Annotated in this window: 13 protein-coding genes and 1 pseudogene; 5 read left to right on the forward strand and 9 right to left on the reverse strand. The window is 72.3% G+C overall.

Annotated elements, in window-relative coordinates:
- Positions 1 to 9 precede the first annotated feature (9 nt).
- The gene (locus BEK98_RS42060) at positions 10 to 6,354 is read right to left on the reverse strand and encodes a non-ribosomal peptide synthetase (RefSeq protein ID WP_094222089.1); all 6,345 of its coding nucleotides are present in this window, start codon (positions 6,352 to 6,354) and stop codon (positions 10 to 12) included.
- Between the two features lie 182 nt (positions 6,355 to 6,536).
- Between BEK98_RS42060 and BEK98_RS42065 the strand changes: the two genes are divergently transcribed.
- The gene (locus BEK98_RS42065) at positions 6,537 to 6,851 is read left to right on the forward strand and encodes a hypothetical protein (protein ID WP_143684235.1); all 315 of its coding nucleotides are present in this window, start codon (positions 6,537 to 6,539) and stop codon (positions 6,849 to 6,851) included.
- A gap of 240 nt (positions 6,852 to 7,091) precedes the next feature.
- Positions 7,092 to 7,829, forward strand: coding sequence for a phosphotransferase (locus BEK98_RS42070; RefSeq protein ID WP_094222091.1), 738 nt, complete (start codon positions 7,092 to 7,094; stop codon positions 7,827 to 7,829).
- A gap of 439 nt (positions 7,830 to 8,268) precedes the next feature.
- Here BEK98_RS42070 and BEK98_RS42075 read toward each other — a convergent pair whose 3' ends face one another.
- Together BEK98_RS42075 and BEK98_RS42080 are read right to left on the reverse strand one after the other, a co-directional pair.
- Entirely contained in the window at positions 8,269 to 9,435 is a 1,167-nt protein-coding gene (locus BEK98_RS42075; protein WP_094222092.1) for an MFS transporter, read from the reverse strand.
- The gene (locus BEK98_RS42080) at positions 9,432 to 10,022 is read right to left on the reverse strand and encodes a helix-turn-helix domain-containing protein (protein ID WP_094222093.1); all 591 of its coding nucleotides are present in this window, start codon (positions 10,020 to 10,022) and stop codon (positions 9,432 to 9,434) included. The genes BEK98_RS42075 and BEK98_RS42080 overlap by 4 nt, the downstream gene beginning before the upstream one ends.
- On the opposite strand from BEK98_RS42080, the gene BEK98_RS42085 reads away from it, so the two are divergent.
- The 3 genes and pseudogenes from BEK98_RS42085 to BEK98_RS49295 all read left to right on the forward strand — a co-directional run bounded on the left by BEK98_RS42085 (position 10,021) and on the right by BEK98_RS49295 (position 12,086).
- A complete protein-coding gene (locus tag BEK98_RS42085; RefSeq protein WP_094222094.1) occupies positions 10,021 to 10,539 on the forward strand; it encodes a GNAT family N-acetyltransferase in 519 nt (172 codons plus the stop codon). The two genes, BEK98_RS42080 and BEK98_RS42085, sit on opposite strands and share 2 nt — an antisense overlap.
- 212 nt (positions 10,540 to 10,751) lie before the next feature.
- Positions 10,752 to 11,690, forward strand: coding sequence for an alpha/beta hydrolase (locus BEK98_RS42090; RefSeq protein WP_094222095.1), 939 nt, complete (start codon positions 10,752 to 10,754; stop codon positions 11,688 to 11,690).
- Between the two features lie 303 nt (positions 11,691 to 11,993).
- A pseudogene (locus BEK98_RS49295) lies at positions 11,994 to 12,086 on the forward strand.
- On the opposite strand, the gene BEK98_RS42095 reads toward BEK98_RS49295, so the two are convergent.
- The 6 genes from BEK98_RS42095 to BEK98_RS42120 all read right to left on the reverse strand — a co-directional run bounded on the left by BEK98_RS42095 (position 12,068) and on the right by BEK98_RS42120 (position 18,383).
- Complete coding sequence (locus BEK98_RS42095; protein WP_094222096.1) at positions 12,068 to 13,039, reverse strand: DMT family transporter; 972 nt, start codon at positions 13,037 to 13,039, stop codon at positions 12,068 to 12,070. The pseudogene BEK98_RS49295 and the gene BEK98_RS42095 overlap by 19 nt on opposite strands.
- A gap of 278 nt (positions 13,040 to 13,317) precedes the next feature.
- Positions 13,318 to 13,833 (reverse strand): GNAT family N-acetyltransferase, encoded by a 516-nt coding sequence (locus BEK98_RS42100; protein ID WP_094222097.1) that lies wholly within the window; start codon positions 13,831 to 13,833, stop codon positions 13,318 to 13,320.
- A 27-nt stretch (positions 13,834 to 13,860) separates the two neighbouring features.
- On the reverse strand, positions 13,861 to 14,712 hold the full coding sequence (locus tag BEK98_RS42105; protein ID WP_094222098.1) for a lysozyme: 852 nt from the start codon (positions 14,710 to 14,712) through the stop codon (positions 13,861 to 13,863).
- Between the two features lie 157 nt (positions 14,713 to 14,869).
- Positions 14,870 to 16,732, reverse strand: a complete 1,863-nt coding sequence (locus BEK98_RS42110; protein ID WP_094222099.1) for a M1 family aminopeptidase — start codon at positions 16,730 to 16,732, stop codon at positions 14,870 to 14,872.
- A gap of 240 nt (positions 16,733 to 16,972) precedes the next feature.
- On the reverse strand, positions 16,973 to 17,656 hold the full coding sequence (locus BEK98_RS42115; RefSeq protein WP_094222100.1) for a YoaK family protein: 684 nt from the start codon (positions 17,654 to 17,656) through the stop codon (positions 16,973 to 16,975).
- A 70-nt stretch (positions 17,657 to 17,726) separates the two neighbouring features.
- Positions 17,727 to 18,383 carry a maltokinase N-terminal cap-like domain-containing protein gene (locus BEK98_RS42120; protein ID WP_094222101.1) on the reverse strand — a complete coding sequence of 219 codons (657 nt, stop codon included), beginning with the start codon at positions 18,381 to 18,383 and terminating at the stop codon, positions 17,727 to 17,729.
- Positions 18,384 to 18,407 lie beyond the last annotated feature (24 nt).

Raw genomic sequence — 18,407 nt, forward strand, 5'->3', positions numbered from 1 at the left:
CTGTGGCGGTCAGAAGCCGGCCGTCAGGGAGAGGTCGATCTCGTCGTCGCTCATCTGCGAGATCAGCTCCAGCAGGCGGCGCTCCACCTCGGCGGCGAGCCGTTCCACAGTGGGATGCTCGAACAGGTCCCGGACCTGCAGCGGGCAGTCGAAGGCGGTCCGCAGGCGGGAGGTGACGGACACCGCGCGCAGGGAGTGCCCGCCCAGGGCGAAGAAGTCGTCGTGGACGCCGACCCGGGGCAGGTCGAGCACCTCGCACCAGATCTGCGCGACGACCGTCTCGGCGGGGGTGCGCGGCGCCACGAAGGCGTGCGGTGCGGGTGCCACGGGGTCGGGCAGGGCGGCGGTGTCCAGCTTGCCCTGCACGGTCAGCGGCAGCCGGTCGAGCAGCACGAACGCCGACGGGACGAGGTAGTGGGGCAGGTGGGCCCGGCTGTGCGTCGCCAGGGACTCCTCCGAGAGTCCGGTACCGGCGGCGTAGCCGACGAGGGCCGGCTCGCCGTGCAGGGTGCGGACCACGACGGCCGCCGCCCGGACGCCGGGATGGCCGCGCAGCACCACCTCGGCCTCTCCCGGCTCCACGCGGAACCCGCGAATCTTGACCTGGTCGTCGTTGCGGCCGAGGAACTCCAGTTCCCCGGAGGGCAGTCGGCGTACCACGTCGCCGGTCCGGTAGAGCCGGCCGCCCGGCGCGCCGAACGGATCGGGTACGAAGCGCTCGGCCGTCGGGGCGGGACGGTCGAGGTAGCCCCGCGCCACCTCCTGCCCTCCGATGAGGAGTTCGCCGAGAACCCCGTCCGGGACGAGTTCACCGAGGGTGTCCACCACGTAGGTGCGCCGGCTGCCCAGGGCGCGTCCGATGGGCACCCGGCCGTGCGGGACCTCCTCGATACGGTGTGCGGTCGCGGAAATCACCGCCTCGGTGGGGCCGTAGGTGTTGATCACGGGCACGCCGGGCACGTGCGCGAACCAGCGCGCCAAGGGGTCGGCGGGCAGTGCCTCTCCCCCGGTCACCAGCAGCCGCAGCGAGGCCAGTTGAGGGGCCAGGGCGTCCAGGCGGGCCACGACCTCCGCCCAGTAGGACGGCGTGAGTTCCATGACGGTCACCCGCTCGGCCGCGACGCGGGCGGCGAGTTCCTCCGGGGACCAGATCTCGTCCGGGCGCACGATCACCGTCGCCCCGGTGCTCAGCGCGGGCAGGATCTGCTCCAGCGAGGCGTCGAACGAGGTCGAGGCGAAGGAGAGCACCCGATCGGCAGCGGTCAGCCCGAACTCCTCGCGGGCTGCGGCCACATGGGCGTCCAGGGCGTGGTGCTCGACGCCCACCGCCTTGGGACGGCCGGTGGAGCCCGAGGTGAAGATGACGTAGGCGAGGTCACCCGGGTCAGGGACGTGCCGGGGGCCGTCGGACACCGGACGCACCCGGTCGACGTCGACCGCCACCGCGCCCAGCCCGGTGACCTTCCCCCATGTTCCCGCGTCCGCGACCACATGCCGCACTCCCGCCTCCTGGAGCATGAACCGCAGTCGCTCCGCCGGGAGTCGGGCGTCGAGCGGGACGTACACACCACCCACCCGCCATACGGCGATCATCCCGGCCACCGACCACACGCCCCGGCCCACGCACACACCCACGGCATCGCCGGGCGCGACCCCGACGGCGGCCAGTTCAGCGGACAATCCACCGGTCAGCGCGTCCAGTTGGGCATAGTCAACGCTCCGCCCCTCGCACACGACGGCCGGGGCGTCCGGTCGGCCCGCCACCCGGAACCGCGGCGCCGACCGGGCGTCCCGGCCCGCGTCGGCCACCAGGTACCCCCGCTCCCGCGCGGTAAGCAGGGGCGCCTCGTCCACCCGGGTTCCGGGGTCGGCGAGGACGGCCCGCAGCAGTCGGCCGACGTGCCGGGCGAACCGGGTGGCCGTCTCCGGGTCGAAGAGGTCGGCGGCGTACTCCACGTTGAGCGCGAACCGGTCGGGCCGGACCAGGAAGGTGGCCGTCAGGTCGAACTTCGCCGAGGGCCAGGGCAGTTCGAAGCCGGTGGCATCCAGGCCCGGCAGTCCGGAGCCGCCCGTGCTCGCGTCCTGTACGTCCACCATGACCTGGAACAGCGGGTTGCGGGACAGGTCGCGCTCCGGGCGCAGCCGCTCCACGACCCGCTCGAAGGGCACCTCCTGGTGGTCGAAGGCGCCCAGGACGACGTCCCGCACCCGGTCCACGAGCCCGGCGAAGGTGGGCCGCCCGGAGAGGTCGGTGCGCAGCACCACCGTGTTGACGAAGAAGCCGACCAGCGGCTCCAGTTCGAGGCGGCCGCGCCCGGCGACGGGCGTGCCGACCGACACGTCGGTCTGTCCGGACCAGCGGGCGAGGACAGCCTGGGCGGCGGCCAGCAGCACCATGAAGCGGGTCGCGCCGCGCTCACGGGCGTACGCGTCCACCCGTTCGGCCAGGTCGGCGGGCAGCTCCACCTCGACGGCGCCGCCGCGGCCGGTGAACACCGAGGGCCGGGGCCGGTCGGTGGGCAGCTCCAGAGCCGGCGCGGCCTCCAGGGTGCCGTCCCAATAGGCGAGTTGGGGCTCCAGCGCTCCGTTGTCGGCGCGGTCGCGCTGCCAGACGGCGAAGTCGCCGTACTGCACCGGCAACGGCGGCAACCCGGCACGCTCTCCCGCCCGCCGGGCCCGGTAGTGCAGGGCGAGTTCGTCGAGGAGGACGCCCTTGGACCAGCCGTCGGTGACCGCGTGGTGCAGGGCCACGACGACGACGTGGTCGTCCGCGGCCAGCTCCCACACGCCGGCCCGCAGCAGCGGCGGCCGGGCGAGGTCGAACCGGCGGGTGGCGAGGGCCGCGGCCCGCCGTCGTACGGCCTCCAGCCGGGCCTCCGCGTCCGGGGCCGTCGGCGCCTGTTCCCAGTGGAGCGGGACCGGCACGGGGTCGCAGACCTGCTGCACGGGACGGCCGTCGGACTCGACCAGCGCCGTGCGCAGCACCTCGTGCCGCTCGACCAGGTCGTCCAGGGCCTGCTGCCAGGCGGTGCGGTCGAGGCCGCCGCGGACCCGCCAGGCGTACCAGAGGAGGTAGGAGTCGCCCCGGTCGGAGGTGCGGTCCAGGAACCAGAGGCGTTCCTGGGCGAAGGACAGCGGCAGCGGGCGGGTTCGGTCGACGGGGACCACCTCGGTGGTGCCGGACGCTCGGGCGGCGGCGACGCGCGGGGCGAAGCCCCGGACCGTGGGGTGCTCGAAGACCGTGCGCAGCTCGATCTCGCGGCCCAGGCGCTGGGCGATCCGGGAGACGGCCATGGTGGCGAGCAGGGAGTGTCCGCCGAGGTCGAAGAAGCTGTCGTCGATGCCGATCCGGTCCAGGCCCAGCACGTCCGCCCACACCTCGGCGACGATCCGCTCGGTCTCGTCGCGGGGCGGCGCGTAGGCGGCGTCGGCGGATCGGGCATGGGCGGGGTCCGGCAGGGCGGAGCGGTCGAGTTTGCCGGAGACGCCGACCGGCAGGGCCTCCAGGACGACGAACTCGGAGGGTACGGCGTGGTGCGGCAGGTGGCGGGCGCACCAGGCGCGCAGCTCCGCCCGGTCCACGGCCGCCCGCGCGTCCCCGGCCGGCACGACGTAGCCGACGAGGCTGCGTCCGGTGGCCCGGTCGGGGCGGGCGGCGGCCGCGGCTACCAGCGGGCAGGCGCGCAACACCGTCTCGATCTCCCCGAGTTCGATCCTGAAGCCCCGGATCTTGACCTGGTCGTCGTTGCGGCCGAGGAACTCCAGGTCTCCGCCGGCCTGCCAGCGCACGAGGTCGCCGGTGCGGTACAGGCGGCTGCCGGGCGGTCCGTACGGGTCGGGCACGAAGCGCTCGGCCGTGAGGGCGGGGCGGCGCAGGTAGCCCCGGGCCACTTCCGTGCCGCCGATGAGGAGTTCGCCGGAGACTCCGACGGGAACCGGTTCGCCGTCGGCGTCGACCACGTACACCCGGCGGTCGCCGAGCGGGCGGCCGATGGGCACGGTGCCGGTGGGCGGGCGGCCGATGGGTACGGTGTCAGCGGGCGGGCTGCCGACAGGCACCGTGTCGGTGGGCGGTCCCGCGGCCTCGTAGGTGGTGGCGGTGACCGTGGTCTCGGTGGGCCCGTAGGCGTTGCACACGCGCACCCAGGGGACGGCGGCCCGCCAGACGGCGAGGGTGTCGGCCGGGACGGCCTCGCCGCCGAGGACCAGCAGGCGCAGGGAGGCGAGTGCCGCGGCCAGGCGCCGGTCGAGGGAGAGGGTCAGCTCCGCCCAGTACGTCGGGGGCACGTTGACGACGGTCAGGGCGTGCCGCTGGACGACCTCCGGGACCTGGGTGGGCAGCCAGGGTTCGTCGGGGCGCAGGACGACGGTCGCGCCGGAGGTGAGCGCGGGCAGCACCTGGTCCAGCGAGGCGTCGAAGGAGAAGGAGGCGAAGGCCAGCACCCGGTCGGCGGCGGTGATGCCGAGGCGCTCGCGGGCGGCGGTCACATGGGAGGCGAGGGCGGCGTGTTCGACGCCGACCGCCTTGGGACGGCCGGTGGAGCCGGACGTGAAGATGACGTGGGCCAGTTCACGGGGATCGGGGCGGTGCCGGGGCCCGTCGGCGGCGAGAGTGACGGCCGTGACGTCGACCGTGACCGGAGCCAGTGCCGCGGCCGTCTGCAGGGTCGCGGGGTCGGCGACGACGCAGGCCAACTGGGCCTCCTCGGCCATGAACCGCAGCCGCTCCGCAGGGAGTTCGGGGTCCAGGGGGACGTACACCCCGCCCGCCCGCCAGACCCCCTCGATCGCGGCGACCGACCACGGACTCCGGCGCAGCAGCACGCCCACCGGGCTGCCGGCCCCGACCCCGGCAGCCCCGAGCGCGCCGGCGAGCCCACCCGTCATCGCGTCCAGCCCGGCGTAGGTGACGCGGTCGTCACCGCATATCAGGGCGGTTGCGTCGGGACGTCCGGAGAAGGCGACCGTGGGCAGCGGCCCGGCGGGCCGGTCGGGGGCGTGCTGCCACTCGGGGCGCGGGCGGGCCGGGCCTGCCAGGGCCAGGGTGCGCGCCAACTCCTGCACCGGGGAGTCGGGATCGGCCAGCACGGACCGCACCAGGGCCACATAGGCGTCGGCGAACGCCCGCATGGTGGCGGTGTCGAAGAGGGCGGTGGCGTACTGCAGGACGGCGGCGATGCTGCCGTCCGTGCGCAGGGTGAGGTCGAGGAAGACGTCCAGCGGGGTCTCGGCCAGTGGCGGCTCGACCAGCTCCACGGCCAGGCCGGGCATCCGCACCGGGCGGATCGGAGTGTTGAGCAAGGTGAACGACGCCTGCGCCAAAGGGTGCCGGGACAGGTCCCGCCCGCCGCCCACCGCGCCGACCACGTGGTCGAACGGAGCCTCGGCGTGGGAGAGGTCCGCCAGCACCCGCCCGCGCACCCGGTCCAGCAGCGCGGCGAAGCCCGGCCGGCCGGACAGGTCCGTACGCACCACGACCGTGTTGACGAGCGGGCCGATGAGGCCGGGGGCACCGCGCTGGGCGCGGTCGGCGAGCGTGCTGCACACGGCGACGTCCGTACGGCCCGACCAGTGGCCGAGGAGCGCCTGGTAGACGGTGAGCAGCAGCATGTAGCGGGTGGCGCGCCGGGAGCGGGCAAGGGCGTCGACGTCGGCGACCAGGTCGGCGGGCAGGTCGAAACGGACGACGTCGCCGGAGCCGTCCCAGACCTGGGGGCGCGGCCGGTCGGTGGGCAGGTCGAGCGGGGTCAGACCGGCGAGGCGGTCCCGCCAGTGGCCGAGCAGCCGCTCCATCCGGTCCCCGGACAGCCGTAGGGCCTGGGCGCGGGCGAGGTCGGTGTACCGCACGGCGGGCGGGGCGACGGGCTCGCCGCGGTATCCGGCGGCGAGTTCGTCCAGCAGGACACCCCAGGACCAGCCGTCCACGGCGATGTGATGGACCTCGACCAGCAGCAGGTGCTCGTCGGGCGCGACCCGGGCGAGCGTGGCCCGGACCGGGTGCTGCGCGGACAGGTCCACCGGACGGCCCAGGTACCGGGCGAAGAGGTCGTCGGGGCCGTCCGCCTCGGTCCGCTCCAGGACGATCCCGGCGGGGGCGTCCACGACCGGCACCGGCTCTCCGCCGGCCGCGGTGAACCGGGTGCGCAGCACCTCGTGCCGCTCCACGATCCCGGACAGGGCCCGCTCCAGGCGTGCCGCGTCGAGGCTCCCGCGCAGCCTGAGCACCAGCGGAAGCGTGGACCCGGTCGATCGGCCGGCCAGCTGGTCCAGGAACCACAGCCTGCGCTGCGCGAAGGATGCCGTGGGAGTGTCGCCGTCGGTCGGTGCCCCCGCGGGGGCCGGGCCTGCTGTCACTGTGCGCCTCCAAGCCGTGTTTTCCAGCAGACTGCCGCCGGCGCCCGAGGGCCCATAGGGAAGAAGACGCAGCACCGGACGCAGAGCGGCCTGCCCGCCCCTCCCTCCGGCCGCCGGCTGAGTAGCGGGCCACACCCCCCTGAGTAGGCGCACTCAGGCCCCAACGGTCGCCGGCTCCTACCGTGGCGACAGGTCGAGGAGGTCGTCATGAGCAGCGGGTGCTGGCCGGATGCGCAGCGCTGCTCAACGCATGCGCCTTCTATATCTCGATCTTCGCCACGGACGACTGCTCGTCACAGAACCCGGCGTTCCGCTGCACGGACAACGGCCTGCTGGCCATGTTGGGCCTGCCGTGGGCGGGCCTGGCCTGCGCGGTGAGCGCCGCCCTCGCCGTCGCCATCCGGTGGCGCGGAGGCTGGGTGTGGTGCGGGCTGCCGGTCGGGGCGCTGGTGTATGTGGCAGGGCTGGCGGGGACGTTGGGGGTGATGACGTCGTGATCGAGGTCCTACGACTCCAGGTGTCGCAGGATCACCGGGACCCGCCACGCCTTCGAGGACACCGCGTTCCCGGGGTGTGAGGCGGGTCGGTGGATCTCCCGACGACGCGCTGCGCCCAGACCATCGCCTACCAAACCGATGGACAAACGCTGCTGCTTGAAGGGTTCTGGCTCAACTTCTGTGAAGCGCACACTGTGAGTAACGGCAAATTGTTGGATGAGGATCGTGCACAGTGGTGGTATGTGCGAGTCGTCGCTGCCTGGTGGCCTTGTCAATCACGTAGTGCGTATCGGCGCCACCGTGCGCCGTCCCGCGTCTTCCAGTACGCGGTTCGTCGCCGACTTGTTGAAGTTGCTTGAGGCCAGCGGCTGGCCCGGTGCACCGCGCTACCGCGGCATCGACGAGAAGGGGCGCGAGGTCCTCACCTACCTCGACGGGCATGTGGCATGGCAACCGCGGCAGCCGCCAGATGTGTACTCCGACGAGAGTCTGCTACGGGTCACGCAACTCGTGCGGGAGTTCCACGACCTGACGGCAGGCACGGAACTCGCAGGCTCACATGAGGTCGTCTGCCACAACGACCTCGCGCCGAAGAACACCATCTATCGACCTGTCAGCGGCGTCCTAAGCCCGGTGGCCTTCATCGACTGGGATCTGGCAGCGCCAGGCGCGCGCATCCATGACGTCGCCCACGTTTGCTGGCAGTACCTCGGGCTCGGGCCAAGCATTGAAGACGTCTCCGAAGCTGCGCGACGGTTGCGGTTGATCGCCGATACATATGAGCTCGTAGACCGGCGTGATCTCGTCTCGGTGATCCTTTGGTGGCAAGACCGGTGCTGGCGTGGCATCGAGGCTGCTGCCGACTCTGGAGACCTCGCGATGATCCGTCTCCGCGAGGCTGGGGTAGTGGCAGACGTGCAGCAGGCGTATCAGTGGGTCTTCGAGCACCGGGCCCCTATGGATCGCGCCTTGCGCTGACTGACTGGGTGTCAGTCTTGGACCTGAGTTCCAGGGCAGGGTGAGGCCGGCGGTGACGGCGTCGCGGTCGCGGTCCATGCCTGCGGCGAGGGTGTGAAGGCTGGGCAGATCGTCCTGCCGGAAGGCTTCGAGCCAGTCCGCCAGCCGCTTGCCCTTGCGCTCGGTGAGCGTGATCGCGAAGGAGCGGACGTGGCGGGTGAGGGCGTCCAGTTCTCATGTGGAGGGTAGGGACGAAATGGCTTCAGCTGCGGATTCGCGGCGCTTCGAGCGTGGTTGTCCCGCGACGAGCCGGGGAGGTTCCCGGACCTTCGACGCTGGGGGCTGGTTGTGACTGAGCACGCTGGTTGGCCGCTCTGAGCATCACGGCCGGCAGCAGGTTGGCGACGCGTTCGGGTACTGCGCCGCGAGACGAGACGGCCCATGCCGCGGGGCGGGCGGGTCAGGGAGTACGTCGGGTGCCGGTGCGCCCGAGTGCGGCGGCGAGGAGAAGCGCGGCGATGGCAGTGAGGGTGGTGCCCTGCCAGCCGATGGTGTTGAGCAAGGGTGCGGCGAGGGCGGTGCCCATGGCACCGATCGTGAAGTACAGCACGAGATAGACGCTGCTGAGGCTGCCGGAGCGTTCAGGGTCGAGGGCGATGACGCGGCTCTGGTTGGCAGCCTGGGCGGCGAAGCAGCCGGCGTCGAACAGGGCGAGCCCGAGCGCTGTGGCCGGCGGTGTGTCGAGGCCGGTGACCAGCAGGGTGGTTCCGGCCGCGGCGGCCAGCATGGCGGCGGTGATCACGGTTCGGGAGGTGTACCGGTCGGTGAGGCGTCCGGTGAGGGGAAGAGCGGCGAAGCCGAGGAGTCCGGCCAGGCTGTACAGGCCGATGGCGGTCGGCCCCAGCGAGTACGGCGGCTGGGCCAAGGTGAGGGCCAGGGCGACCCAGATGAGGTTGAAGGCGAAGTACCACAGGCCGCCCGTGACCACGGCCCGGCGCAGCTGCGGGTGGTGGCGCAGGAGCGGGGGAAGTGAGGCGAGGGTGGTGCGGTAGCTGCGGTCGGAGGGGGGTCGTCGCCGAGGCAGGAACGCCGGGGCGGCGATCGCGCCGAGCAGGGCGAGGGCGGCGAAGACGAGGAGCATCTGCCGCCACCCGAGGATGTCGCTGAGTGCTCCTCCTGCCAGACGGCTCAGCAGGATGCCGGCCGACATACCGGCGGCCACGGTGGCGACGCCGGTTCCGCGGTGCCCGGGTGGGGCGGCGCGCCCCGCGATGTTGCCGGCTTGGGCCGCGACGCTGGCGGCGGCGCCGATGAGCAGGTAGGCGGCCAGGAGCGGGACCGGGCCGGGTGCGGCCGCGGCGAGGGTGAGGGTGGCCGCCAGGGCAATGAGGTGTGCGGTGACCAGGCGGTGCGGAGCGAGGTGGTCGGTGAGGGGGAGCAGGAGGGCGAAGCCGGTCATGCAGCCGGCGAGCGCGGCGGTCGGCACGAGGCCGATCACGGAGAGGGGGACGCCCAGGTCGGCGGCGACCGCTGTGAGCGCGGGCTGGATGGCGTAGTTGTTCGAGATCGCCGTTCCGGCTATGGCGGCGAGGAGGAACGTGCCGCCTCGGGGAAGGGGGCGGGTCACGGCTGTATGCCGCGGGTGAGGATGACGGCGTAGCGGCACGTGGTGTCAGTGGTGTTGGCGAAGACGCGCTCGGCGGGTGCGCCGAGTTCGATGGTGTCACCCGCGTCGAGTTCGTGGACTGCGTCGCCGTCGTGGAAGGTCAGGTGGCCGTCGAGCACCCAGACGACCTGGCGTACGAAGGCGAAGGCGGCGGCCGGGTACGGCACGCGGGCACCGGCGGGCAGGCGGATCTCGGCGATCTCCGCGGGGAAGTGCGGACTGGTGATCTGCCGGCGCCGATAGCCGGTGGCGGGGTCGCGCCACTCTGCCGCGTCGTCCCGGCGGCGCACTCCGACGACTGCGTCCGTGTCGTCCTGTGTTCCTTCGGCGAGGGCGAGCAGAGAGGCGACGCTGAGCTGGAAGGCGGCCGACAGCTTGCCGAGGACGACGGCGGTGGGGCTGCTCTCGCCCCGCTCGATCCGGCTGATCATGGCCTGGGAGACACCGGAGGCGTCCGCGAGCTGGGCCAGGGTCCACCGGCGGCGTTCCCGTTCGGTGCGGATACGGGCTGCGATCTGCCCCACCAGAGGATCTACTATGTTGGACATGGATCCAATATATGAGAGAACTCGCGCTGTGACAGTACGCCCGGCACACCCCGGTGACGCCGAGTCCATCCGCGCGATCCGCAACCACGCGATCGAGCACTCCACGGCCCTGTGGACGCAGACCCCGCAGTCCCCCACCGAGGGAGCGGCCTGGCTGGCCACTCACCTGGAGCGCGGCTCGGCATTCGTGGCCGACGTGGACGGCGAGGTTGCCGGGTTCGCGGTCTACGGCCCGTGGCGAGAGCTGGACGGCTACCGGCATACGGTCGAGGACTCGGTCTACGTCCGCGAGGGGCGGCACGGGCTCGGTATCGGCTTCGCACTGCTCGCCTCGCTCATCACCGCGGCGCGCGATGCAGGCCATCACGTCGTCATCGCCGGCATCGAAGCGGAGAACACCTCGTCGATCCGACTGCACGAACGGTTCGGGTTCCACCACGTCGGCACGGTGCCGGAGGTCGGCACCAAGTTCGGCCGATGGCTCGACCTGACGATCATGCGACTGCCCCTGACCTGAGCCGCCGACACAGCGGAGGGCGCGGAGAAGCTCCGGGTCAGGGGCGGCGCAGGACGGTTCAAAGTGTCTGACTGAGATCTGCGGGTGAGGTTCTGAGCGTCGGACTGCACAGCCCTTGCGCGCCCTCTCGTCAAGGATTAGTTACACGTGTAACATCTTGCCGGCACGAGACCCCGAGCAGCCGCTGCGGCTGACGACGGAAGGCCCCGGACATGACCTCGACCGCGCCCGCCCCGCTCGACACGGGCTGGCCTCCGCCCCCGTTCCTGGCTCCCGCCCCGCCCGTCGTCGACGCCGACGGCGTACGGCACTTCGACGGACTGACGTACGCCCGGACTCCCGGCTACCGCCCGCGCCTCCTGGACGTGCACGTACCGGCCACCGAGGGTGCCGTGGCGGCGGTCGTCTGGATCCACGGTGGCGGGTGGCTGGAGGGCGACCGCCGCTATCCGCCGCCGACCGTGCCCGTGGAGCTGCTGCACGGAGCGGTTCTCGGCGCGGGTCTGGCCCTGGTGTGCGTCGACTACCGGCACAGCCTCGAAGCGCCGTTCCCCGCGCAGTTGCACGACGTGAAGGCGGCCATCCGGTACGTACGGCGGCACGCCGGTCTCTTCGGCGTCGACCCGGAGCGGATCGGGGCCTGGGGCGAGTCGGCCGGCGGTCATCTGGCCGCCCTCGCCGGGCTGGTCCGCGCCGACACCGACGGAGCCGCCCTGGAGGGGCGGGACGGCGTACCGGACGAGGACAGCGGCGTGCGGGCGGTGGTCGACTGGTACGGCGTCTCGGAGATCGAGTCGCTGCTGGCGCAGCCCACCCTGCCCCCCGTTCCGGGCGGACCCCCGTACCCCGACCCCCTGGCGACCCTGCTCGGCGGAGGAGAGGAGGGCCGGCGGGAACGGGCCCGCGTCGCGAGTCCGGTGACGTACGCGGGAGCGGCGGCCGCGCCTCCGTTCCTGCTGATCCACGGCCGGGAGGACCGGGTCGTCCCGTTCAGCCAAAGCGAGGTGCTGGCGCAGGCGCTCGCGCGGGCGGGCACGGACGCGACGGTGCGCGCCGTGGAGGGGGCCGACCACATCTTCCTCGGCTCCGCGGAAGTGCCCGCCATCGTCGCGGAGAGCGTCGACTTCCTGCGGCGCCATCTGACCGCCTGACCCGTCACCGCCTGACCGCGCGGCGCGCGTCGGTACCGCGCCGCGGTGTCAGGCGGACTCGCGGCGTACGAGGCCCCCCGCCGACTACGCACGCACGGCGGCCCTGCTGAACGGGGTCAGGTGAAGCAGCGCTTGAGGTGTTCCTCGATGAGCGACGTGAGTGCGAGTTCTACCGTGACAGGACGCCACCGTCCGCCCGCGCCGACCGCCGCGCCCCGGCCCGGCCCGGCGTGTCAGCGCGCTGTCAGCGGTCCCTGCCACTGTTGTCCTCGTGAACGGCACGGGAGACCGGGCCGGGAACGAGGAGAGGTGCCCGGAGTGGCTTATCGGGGACCAGCGAGCACGTCTCGAGGTCGGGCCTCACGGCCCGCGCAGGTTCAAATCCTGCCCTCTCCGCTCGACTTCCCCAGTGCGGGCAGGGTCAGCAGGACCAGGCCCAGAGCGAGGACGGCAAGCCCACACCAGGAGGCGGCCGGCAGGCGTTCATCGAGGACGGTGACGCCCAGGACCGCCGCCACGGCGGGCTCGGCCAGGGTCAGCGTGGTGGCTGCCGACGCCGGGGTGTGGCGCAGTCCGTGCCCGAAGAGCCGATAGGCCAGGTAGACCGTGAACAGGGCGAGGTACACCGCCACCGCCGCGCCGCGGGTGGTGGCGAGCCAGCGCGTGTCGACGCACACCACGAGCGGCAGGACGAGCAGCCCGGCCGCGCCGAACAGCACCCCCATCACCGCGCCGGACGGGTGCCCACGGCTGATGAGCCTGCCGCCGATCAACGAGTAGACGGCGTACGACAGTCCGGCGCACGCGGCGAGCGCGACGCCGGTCAGGTCCATGGGCGTGGCGTGCCCGGTGAGCCCGGGGCCCAGCACCAGCAGGGTGCAGCCCAGCACGGCGGCCGCGGTGGCGCCGGTCCAGCGTGCGGTCGGCCGGGCCTGTCCGGTGATCCAGGACAGCAGTCCGGCGAAGACCGGCGCGCTGCCCAGCGCGATCACGGTGGCCACGGCCACGCCGGTCCGGGCCACCGCCGGGTAGAAGGTGACCGGGTAGCCGGCCACCGCGAGCGCGCCCAGGACGAGCAGCCACCGCTCGGCGCGCGTGCAGGTGGCGGGCAGCGAGCGGGCGCCCCGGGAGGTGAGGAACAGCAGGATGCCGCCGAAGGTGAGGCCGGCGCAGCCGATGGCCGCCGCCGGTGCGCCTGCCGGTGCCAGAGAGCCGGCGGTCCCGGTCGTGCCCCACAGCACGGCCGAGGTCAGGATGGGCGCGGGGCCGCCGAGGAGGCCGGTGCGAGATGGGCGCGGGCCGGTGGTGGCCGGGCGCGCGGGAGTCAGAGGGGTGGTGCGGTTCGGCACAGTCGTGAACTTCCGTCGTCGAATGCGTCTGGGATCGGATTCGAAACGGGCGCACGACAGGCCCCCGTCACCGCCCTGTGGGTCGGCCGGGGCCCGGGATCAAACCGTCGGTGTCCTGCGCCCGGTCAGGCGCAGAGCGGCGGCAGAACGACGTGCCAGTAGCTGTTCACCCGGCGATGGTACCTGCCCGGGATGCGACCGTGAGCGCCCACTCGACGGCGTGGCCTCTGCGCTGACCTGTGCGGTGAGTGCAGAGGCCCGATCACCTCTCGGGGCTGTCAGATCCCGAACGGGGAGGCGTAGCGCACTGTGCCCGTCGGCAGCGGGTGGGCATCGTCCAGGGTGAGGGCCATCAGGGCTTCGTCCGGGACGTCGATACTCACGCCGCTGCCGTGAGCGGAGGCGCGGGTGAAGCCGAAGCGCGGGTAGTACGTCGGGTGTCCGAGGACGATGACGAAGTGCTCGCCCATCTCCCCGGCGGCGCTGAGGGCCGCTCGGACGGCGGCTGATCCGGCGCCGGTGCTCTGGTGCTCGGGCCGCACTGCGACGGGAGCCAGACACAGGGCCGGGGTGTCGTCGACATGGCAGCGGGTCAGCAGGGCGTGGCCGATGAGCCGGCCGGTCTCGTCGGTGGAGACGATGGACAGGCCGTGGATCCAGGAGGGGTCCGCGCGCAGGGCGTCGACGAGGTCGGCCTCCAGCGGAGTCTCGAACGCGGCGAGATCGATCTCGCGGATGGTGGCGATGTCGGCGCTCTGCTCGGCGCGGGTGATCCAGTGGTCGCGGGTACGCATGACGGGATTCTCCCTGCCGACGGCACGTCAGCCGGTGGCGAGGCTCTTCACCTTGTCCACGGAACCGTTGAACCTGTCGTGGTCCCCGACCGTCGGGCCGGAGGATGTGTATTGCCACATCGTGTACGACGACCAGCCGGCCGGCAGCGTCCCCGCCGACGAGGCGTAACGGGCGACCCAGAGCGGGTTGGTGGCACCGAAGCCCGCGTAGTTGCCGGTGCAGTCGGCCCACCAGCTGGTGGCGGTGTAGATGACGGCGTCGCGGCCGGTGCGGTCCTTGTAGCGGTCCAGGAAGTCACGGATCCAGTCGACCATCCCGGTCTTGGACTTGCCGTAGCAGGCGTCGCCGTACGGGTTCCACTCGATGTCGAGCGCACCGGGCAGGGTCTTGGCGTCCTTGGACCAGCCGCCGCCGTGGTCGACGAAGTAGTCGGCCTGGGTCGCGCCGCCCGTGGTGTCAGGCGTCGCGAAGTGGTACGCCCCGCGGATCATGCCGGCGTCGTTCGAGCCGTCGTACTGCTGCTGGAAGTAGGGGTTCGAGTAGTACGTGCCCTCCGCGGCCTTCGTGTAGGCCCAGCGCACGCCGCTGTTCCAGAGGGTGTTCCAGGCGACTTCGCCCTGGTAGCTGGCGACGTCCACGCCTTCGGTCTGCGTCGCGCGGGGGACCGACACGGGGGCATCGTCGTCGGTGGCGGCTTCGCCGTCGTGGGCGAGCACCCCCATGCCCATGTAGGCGTCGCCTCGGTCGGGTATGGACTCGGCCGCCGAGGGCACGGCAGCGGGGATCGACAGGGTCAGCAGGAGGCCGGTCAGGGCGCTGGCGACGGACCAGCGTGAGCGGCGGCGGCGAAGGGATTCAGGGCTCGTCACGGGATCCATCTGACCCGCAGTCGGTCCCCGCCGCACTCCGTATTCCACCCAACTACGCCATTTCGGCAGGGTATCTACGCCATGTGAGTGGCTCGCCCGTCATGTCCGCATGGTCATGGGCGGCGCCGGGCAAGGCGCCGCCCATGACCGGCCGGTCCGGTCCGGGTCAGCCGTCGATGCGGTGCTGGGTCCAGAAGGAGGTCAGGTCGGTGCTCGTGGCGGCCTGGGCTGCCGCCTTGAACTCGGCCGTGGTCGAGACGCCGTACCAGTGCGCGGTCGCGTAGTCCTTCAGCAGCTTGGCCATGGCCGTGTCGCCGAGGACGCGCCGCAGGTCGTGCAGGGCGCACTTGCCGTAGCCGTAGACCACGGTGGAATACCGGGACGAGTGCGCGTCCCAGTAGGCCATCGAGTTGGTGATCTTCTCCGCGCTGGAGGCCCAGGACACGCTGCTCCAGCAGTTGCTGCCGGTCTTGCCGAGGGCCAGGTCGGTGGCGTAGTCGGTGAACGCCTCGTCCAGCCACGGGCTGTTGTACTCGTCGTCGCCGACGATGCCGTACCACCACTGGTGGCCGATCTCATGGGTGAGCGCCGTGGTGCTGACCAGGTCGAGGACGAATCCGGGGTACTCCATGCCGCCGAACCAGTAGTTGTTGTCGATGACCGCGTCCAGCTCACCGTACGGGTAGGCGCCGAAGCGTGCCGCGTGGGCGTCGACGGCGGTCTTGGCGGTGCTGAGCATCGACTGGGCGCTGGAGGAGCTGATCCCCGAGACGGAGTAGATGTTCACGGGGACGCCGCCGGACGAGGTGCCGGAGATCTTGGTGAAGGGCCCGGCGGCCCAGGCGAAGTCACGGACCTTGGTGGCGGTGGCGGTGGTGACCGTACGGCCGCTGGAGCCCGGGGTGTCGGTGGAGGTGCCGGTGGCCGGGACCAGCAGGGTGCTGGGGTGGTCGAGGGTCACCTTGAAGTCGGCGGCCAGGGAGTAGAACGACTCGCCGTTGTTGGTGTACGGGTCCAGGTGCCAGCCCGCGCTGTCGCGGATCGCGAGGACGGGCAGGGCGTTGCCGATGAAGCTGAAGGCGCCGTCGTGACCGAACCGGTCGGCGCCGCTGGGTACGGTGATGCCCAGGTCGAAGCCGATGGTGGCGGTCTGCCCCTGGTTCAGCGGCGTCGGCAGGGTGACCTTGAGGGCCGTGCAGTCCACGGAGAGGGCGCCCGCGGTGCCGCCGGTGACGTTGGTGACCGTGATGGGCATCGCCGAGCAGGTGCCGTGGTAGTTGTCCCACAGCCTCAGGTACACCTCGCTGAGCGCGGTGGCGGAGGCGTTGGTGAAGGACACGCTCTCGTGCCCGTTCCAGACGGTGCCGCTCGTGTCGCTGCTGAGGCTGACGGTGTAGGAGGGCGCGGCCGGGGTGCGGGTCGAGTCCGCCGGCGGCGGGGTGGAGTCGCCGGAGGTGGCGAGGGCGATGTCGTCCAGGACGAAGCTCGTCTGGAGGCTGGAGTCCTCGGTTCCGGTGAAGGCCAGGTTCACGGTCTGCCCGGCGAACGACGAGACGTCGAACGACTTCTGCACGTAGCCGGTGTTCTCGTCGAGGTTCGAGTACGTCGCCAGCGTGGTGCTGCCGATCTTGGCCGTCAGCTTGTCGTACGCGGTGGACGAGGTCGTCTCGTCGGTGTCGATGTGCAGCCAGAAGGTGAGGGTGGCGGTGCTGCACCCGCTCGGGATCGTGACGCTCTGGGTGAGGGTGTCGGTGTGGGTGCTGCCGACACCGTTCAGCCAGGCGAAGGAGGAACCGCCGTGGGCGGTCTCGCCGGTGCGGTTGGTGATCACGCTGGACGAGGACTGGGTCCAGGGTGAGGTGCCGCTTTCGAAGCCGCCGTTGGTGACCGCCTGCGCCGGGGTGCAGGCGGCTGCCGCCGTCTCCTTGGCGGGCTGGGCGGCGGCGGGGGTGACGGGGAGGGAGAGAGCGGCCAGCGCGGCGAGGGTGAGGACACCGGCGCCGAGGGCCTTGTGGGGGGTGGATCTCACACGCTACTCCTTTGCGGCGGCCGGGATTCCGGCCTGCTCGATGGCCGCCCGGCCGGCTGGGGTGCGCCGGGGCGGCCGCGGGGTTGGGGTTGCGCGATCGCTGTACGGGGTGGTGCGCCGCGCCCTCATGGGGTCAGGGCGAGGACTGCCGAAAGACTGACAGATTTGACCAGGGCATGCCAGAAGGCCACGGAAAGTGGGGGCCTGTGCTCCTGATGCCGAGGAGTGGTGCGGCGAGGGTCAGGCCCGCGACTCCGGAAGCGCCACGTACCCGCCGATGCCCGCGAGCACGCCCGCCGCGGCGAGCAGCAGGGCCGCGGTCATGCTCACCCGCAGCAGCAGGGCGCCGATGACCGCGCCCACGCAGACCGCCACCAGAGCGGCCGCACGGTAGGGCTGAGCGGTGTCTCCGGTCCCGCCGCCCAGGGGCGACTTCCTGATCAGGGTGACGAGGGTGCCGGTGACGAGCGTGGTGTTCAGCACCGCTCCGAGGCGCCACATCGTCGCGCTGCGCAGCCCCATCGCCAGCGCGGTCAGCGCGGTCACGGCGTAGTGGCGCGGCTCCGGGCTCTGGCCGACAGGACGCAGGCCGATCGCGGTCAGCGCCGCGGCCGCGAGGAGGGCGGAGGCAAGGACGGCCGACGTGAGCAGCCAGCGGCGGCGCCGCTCGGACGTGGCGGCGCCCAGCCGGCTGCCGGCGACCGCACCGACGGCGAACGCCGTGAGCGCCGTACCGGATCCGATCGGCGACAGCCCCTGCCCGCCGGCCAGGGAGAAGCCGAGAAAGAGGATGTTGCCGGTCATGAAGGCGGTGAAGACCTGCCCGAGACCCAGATAGGCCACCGCGTCGACGACTCCCGTGGCTGCGGTCACGACGAGGAGCGCCTTCGGGAGCGGATCGGGCCGGCCGGTTCGTCCGGGCATGGGCTCACCTTCCTCCACCCCACTACATCCGGCCCCGGGCCCCCCGGCATGTCGATCTCCCCGGAGGGAGTCAGCGGGCGTTCAGGACCATGAACACCGCCCGCAGTCGGGTGCCGTCCGGTCCCGGCCAGCCGCCCGCTACATGGCCGAGCGCTCCCTGCGGAGGCAGCGGCGGGTTCTCGGGGACGGGCTCGAGGACGCGGCGGAGGTGGAGGACCGTGCCGTGGGGTGCGGGGAGGTGGGTGCCCTGCTCGTCGTCGGTCGGCTCGGGGGCGAGGCCCTTCAGGGAGAACGGCTCGCCCGTGTAGGAGCGCGTCACCTCGCGGTCGGGTGTGTCGGTGATGCTCTGGGCCATCGCCTGCGCCTTGCCCTCGACGAGGGACAGCAGTTCGGCGACCAGCACCGGGTCGTGGCAGCCGTCGTACACCCAGCGCTTGCCCAGCACGCCGTGCTCCATCGTGCCGACGAGCGCGTGCTCCGCCCCCTCCAGCGGTGCGCCGCGATAGGTGAGCGGGACCAGGTAGGCGGTCGGCCCGGGGGTGGAGGTGTCGGTGGCCACCATGATCTCGATCCCGACCTCGCCCTCCGGGTCGTCCAGCCGGAAGCCGCCGGACTTCGTCAGCACCGCGGCGTCCGGACCGCCGCGGTACCAGGGGCGGGTGGGCAGCCAGGTGGAGAGGAGTTCGACCTTGGTCGGCTTGAGGGTGGTGTGGTGGATGACGGCCATGCCGGTGGCTCTCCTCCGTTGCGC

The organism is Streptomyces diastatochromogenes (assembly GCF_002242805.1).
In the GTDB taxonomy this organism is placed as follows: domain Bacteria; phylum Actinomycetota; class Actinomycetes; order Streptomycetales; family Streptomycetaceae; genus Streptomyces; species Streptomyces diastatochromogenes.

Coding starts and splice junctions, on each gene's coding strand:
- BEK98_RS42070 (WP_094222091.1), top strand. CDS start 7,092: ATGTGCGAGTCGTCGCTGCCTGGTGGCCTTGTCAATCACGTAGTGCGT.
- BEK98_RS42085 (WP_094222094.1), top strand. CDS start 10,021: ATGGATCCAATATATGAGAGAACTCGCGCTGTGACAGTACGCCCGGCA.
- BEK98_RS42080 (WP_094222093.1), bottom strand. CDS start 10,022: ATGTCCAACATAGTAGATCCTCTGGTGGGGCAGATCGCAGCCCGTATC.
- BEK98_RS42090 (WP_094222095.1), top strand. CDS start 10,752: ATGACCTCGACCGCGCCCGCCCCGCTCGACACGGGCTGGCCTCCGCCC.
- BEK98_RS42100 (WP_094222097.1), bottom strand. CDS start 13,833: ATGCGTACCCGCGACCACTGGATCACCCGCGCCGAGCAGAGCGCCGAC.
- BEK98_RS42105 (WP_094222098.1), bottom strand. CDS start 14,712: ATGGATCCCGTGACGAGCCCTGAATCCCTTCGCCGCCGCCGCTCACGC.
- BEK98_RS42115 (WP_094222100.1), bottom strand. CDS start 17,656: ATGCCCGGACGAACCGGCCGGCCCGATCCGCTCCCGAAGGCGCTCCTC.
- BEK98_RS42120 (WP_094222101.1), bottom strand. CDS start 18,383: ATGGCCGTCATCCACCACACCACCCTCAAGCCGACCAAGGTCGAACTC.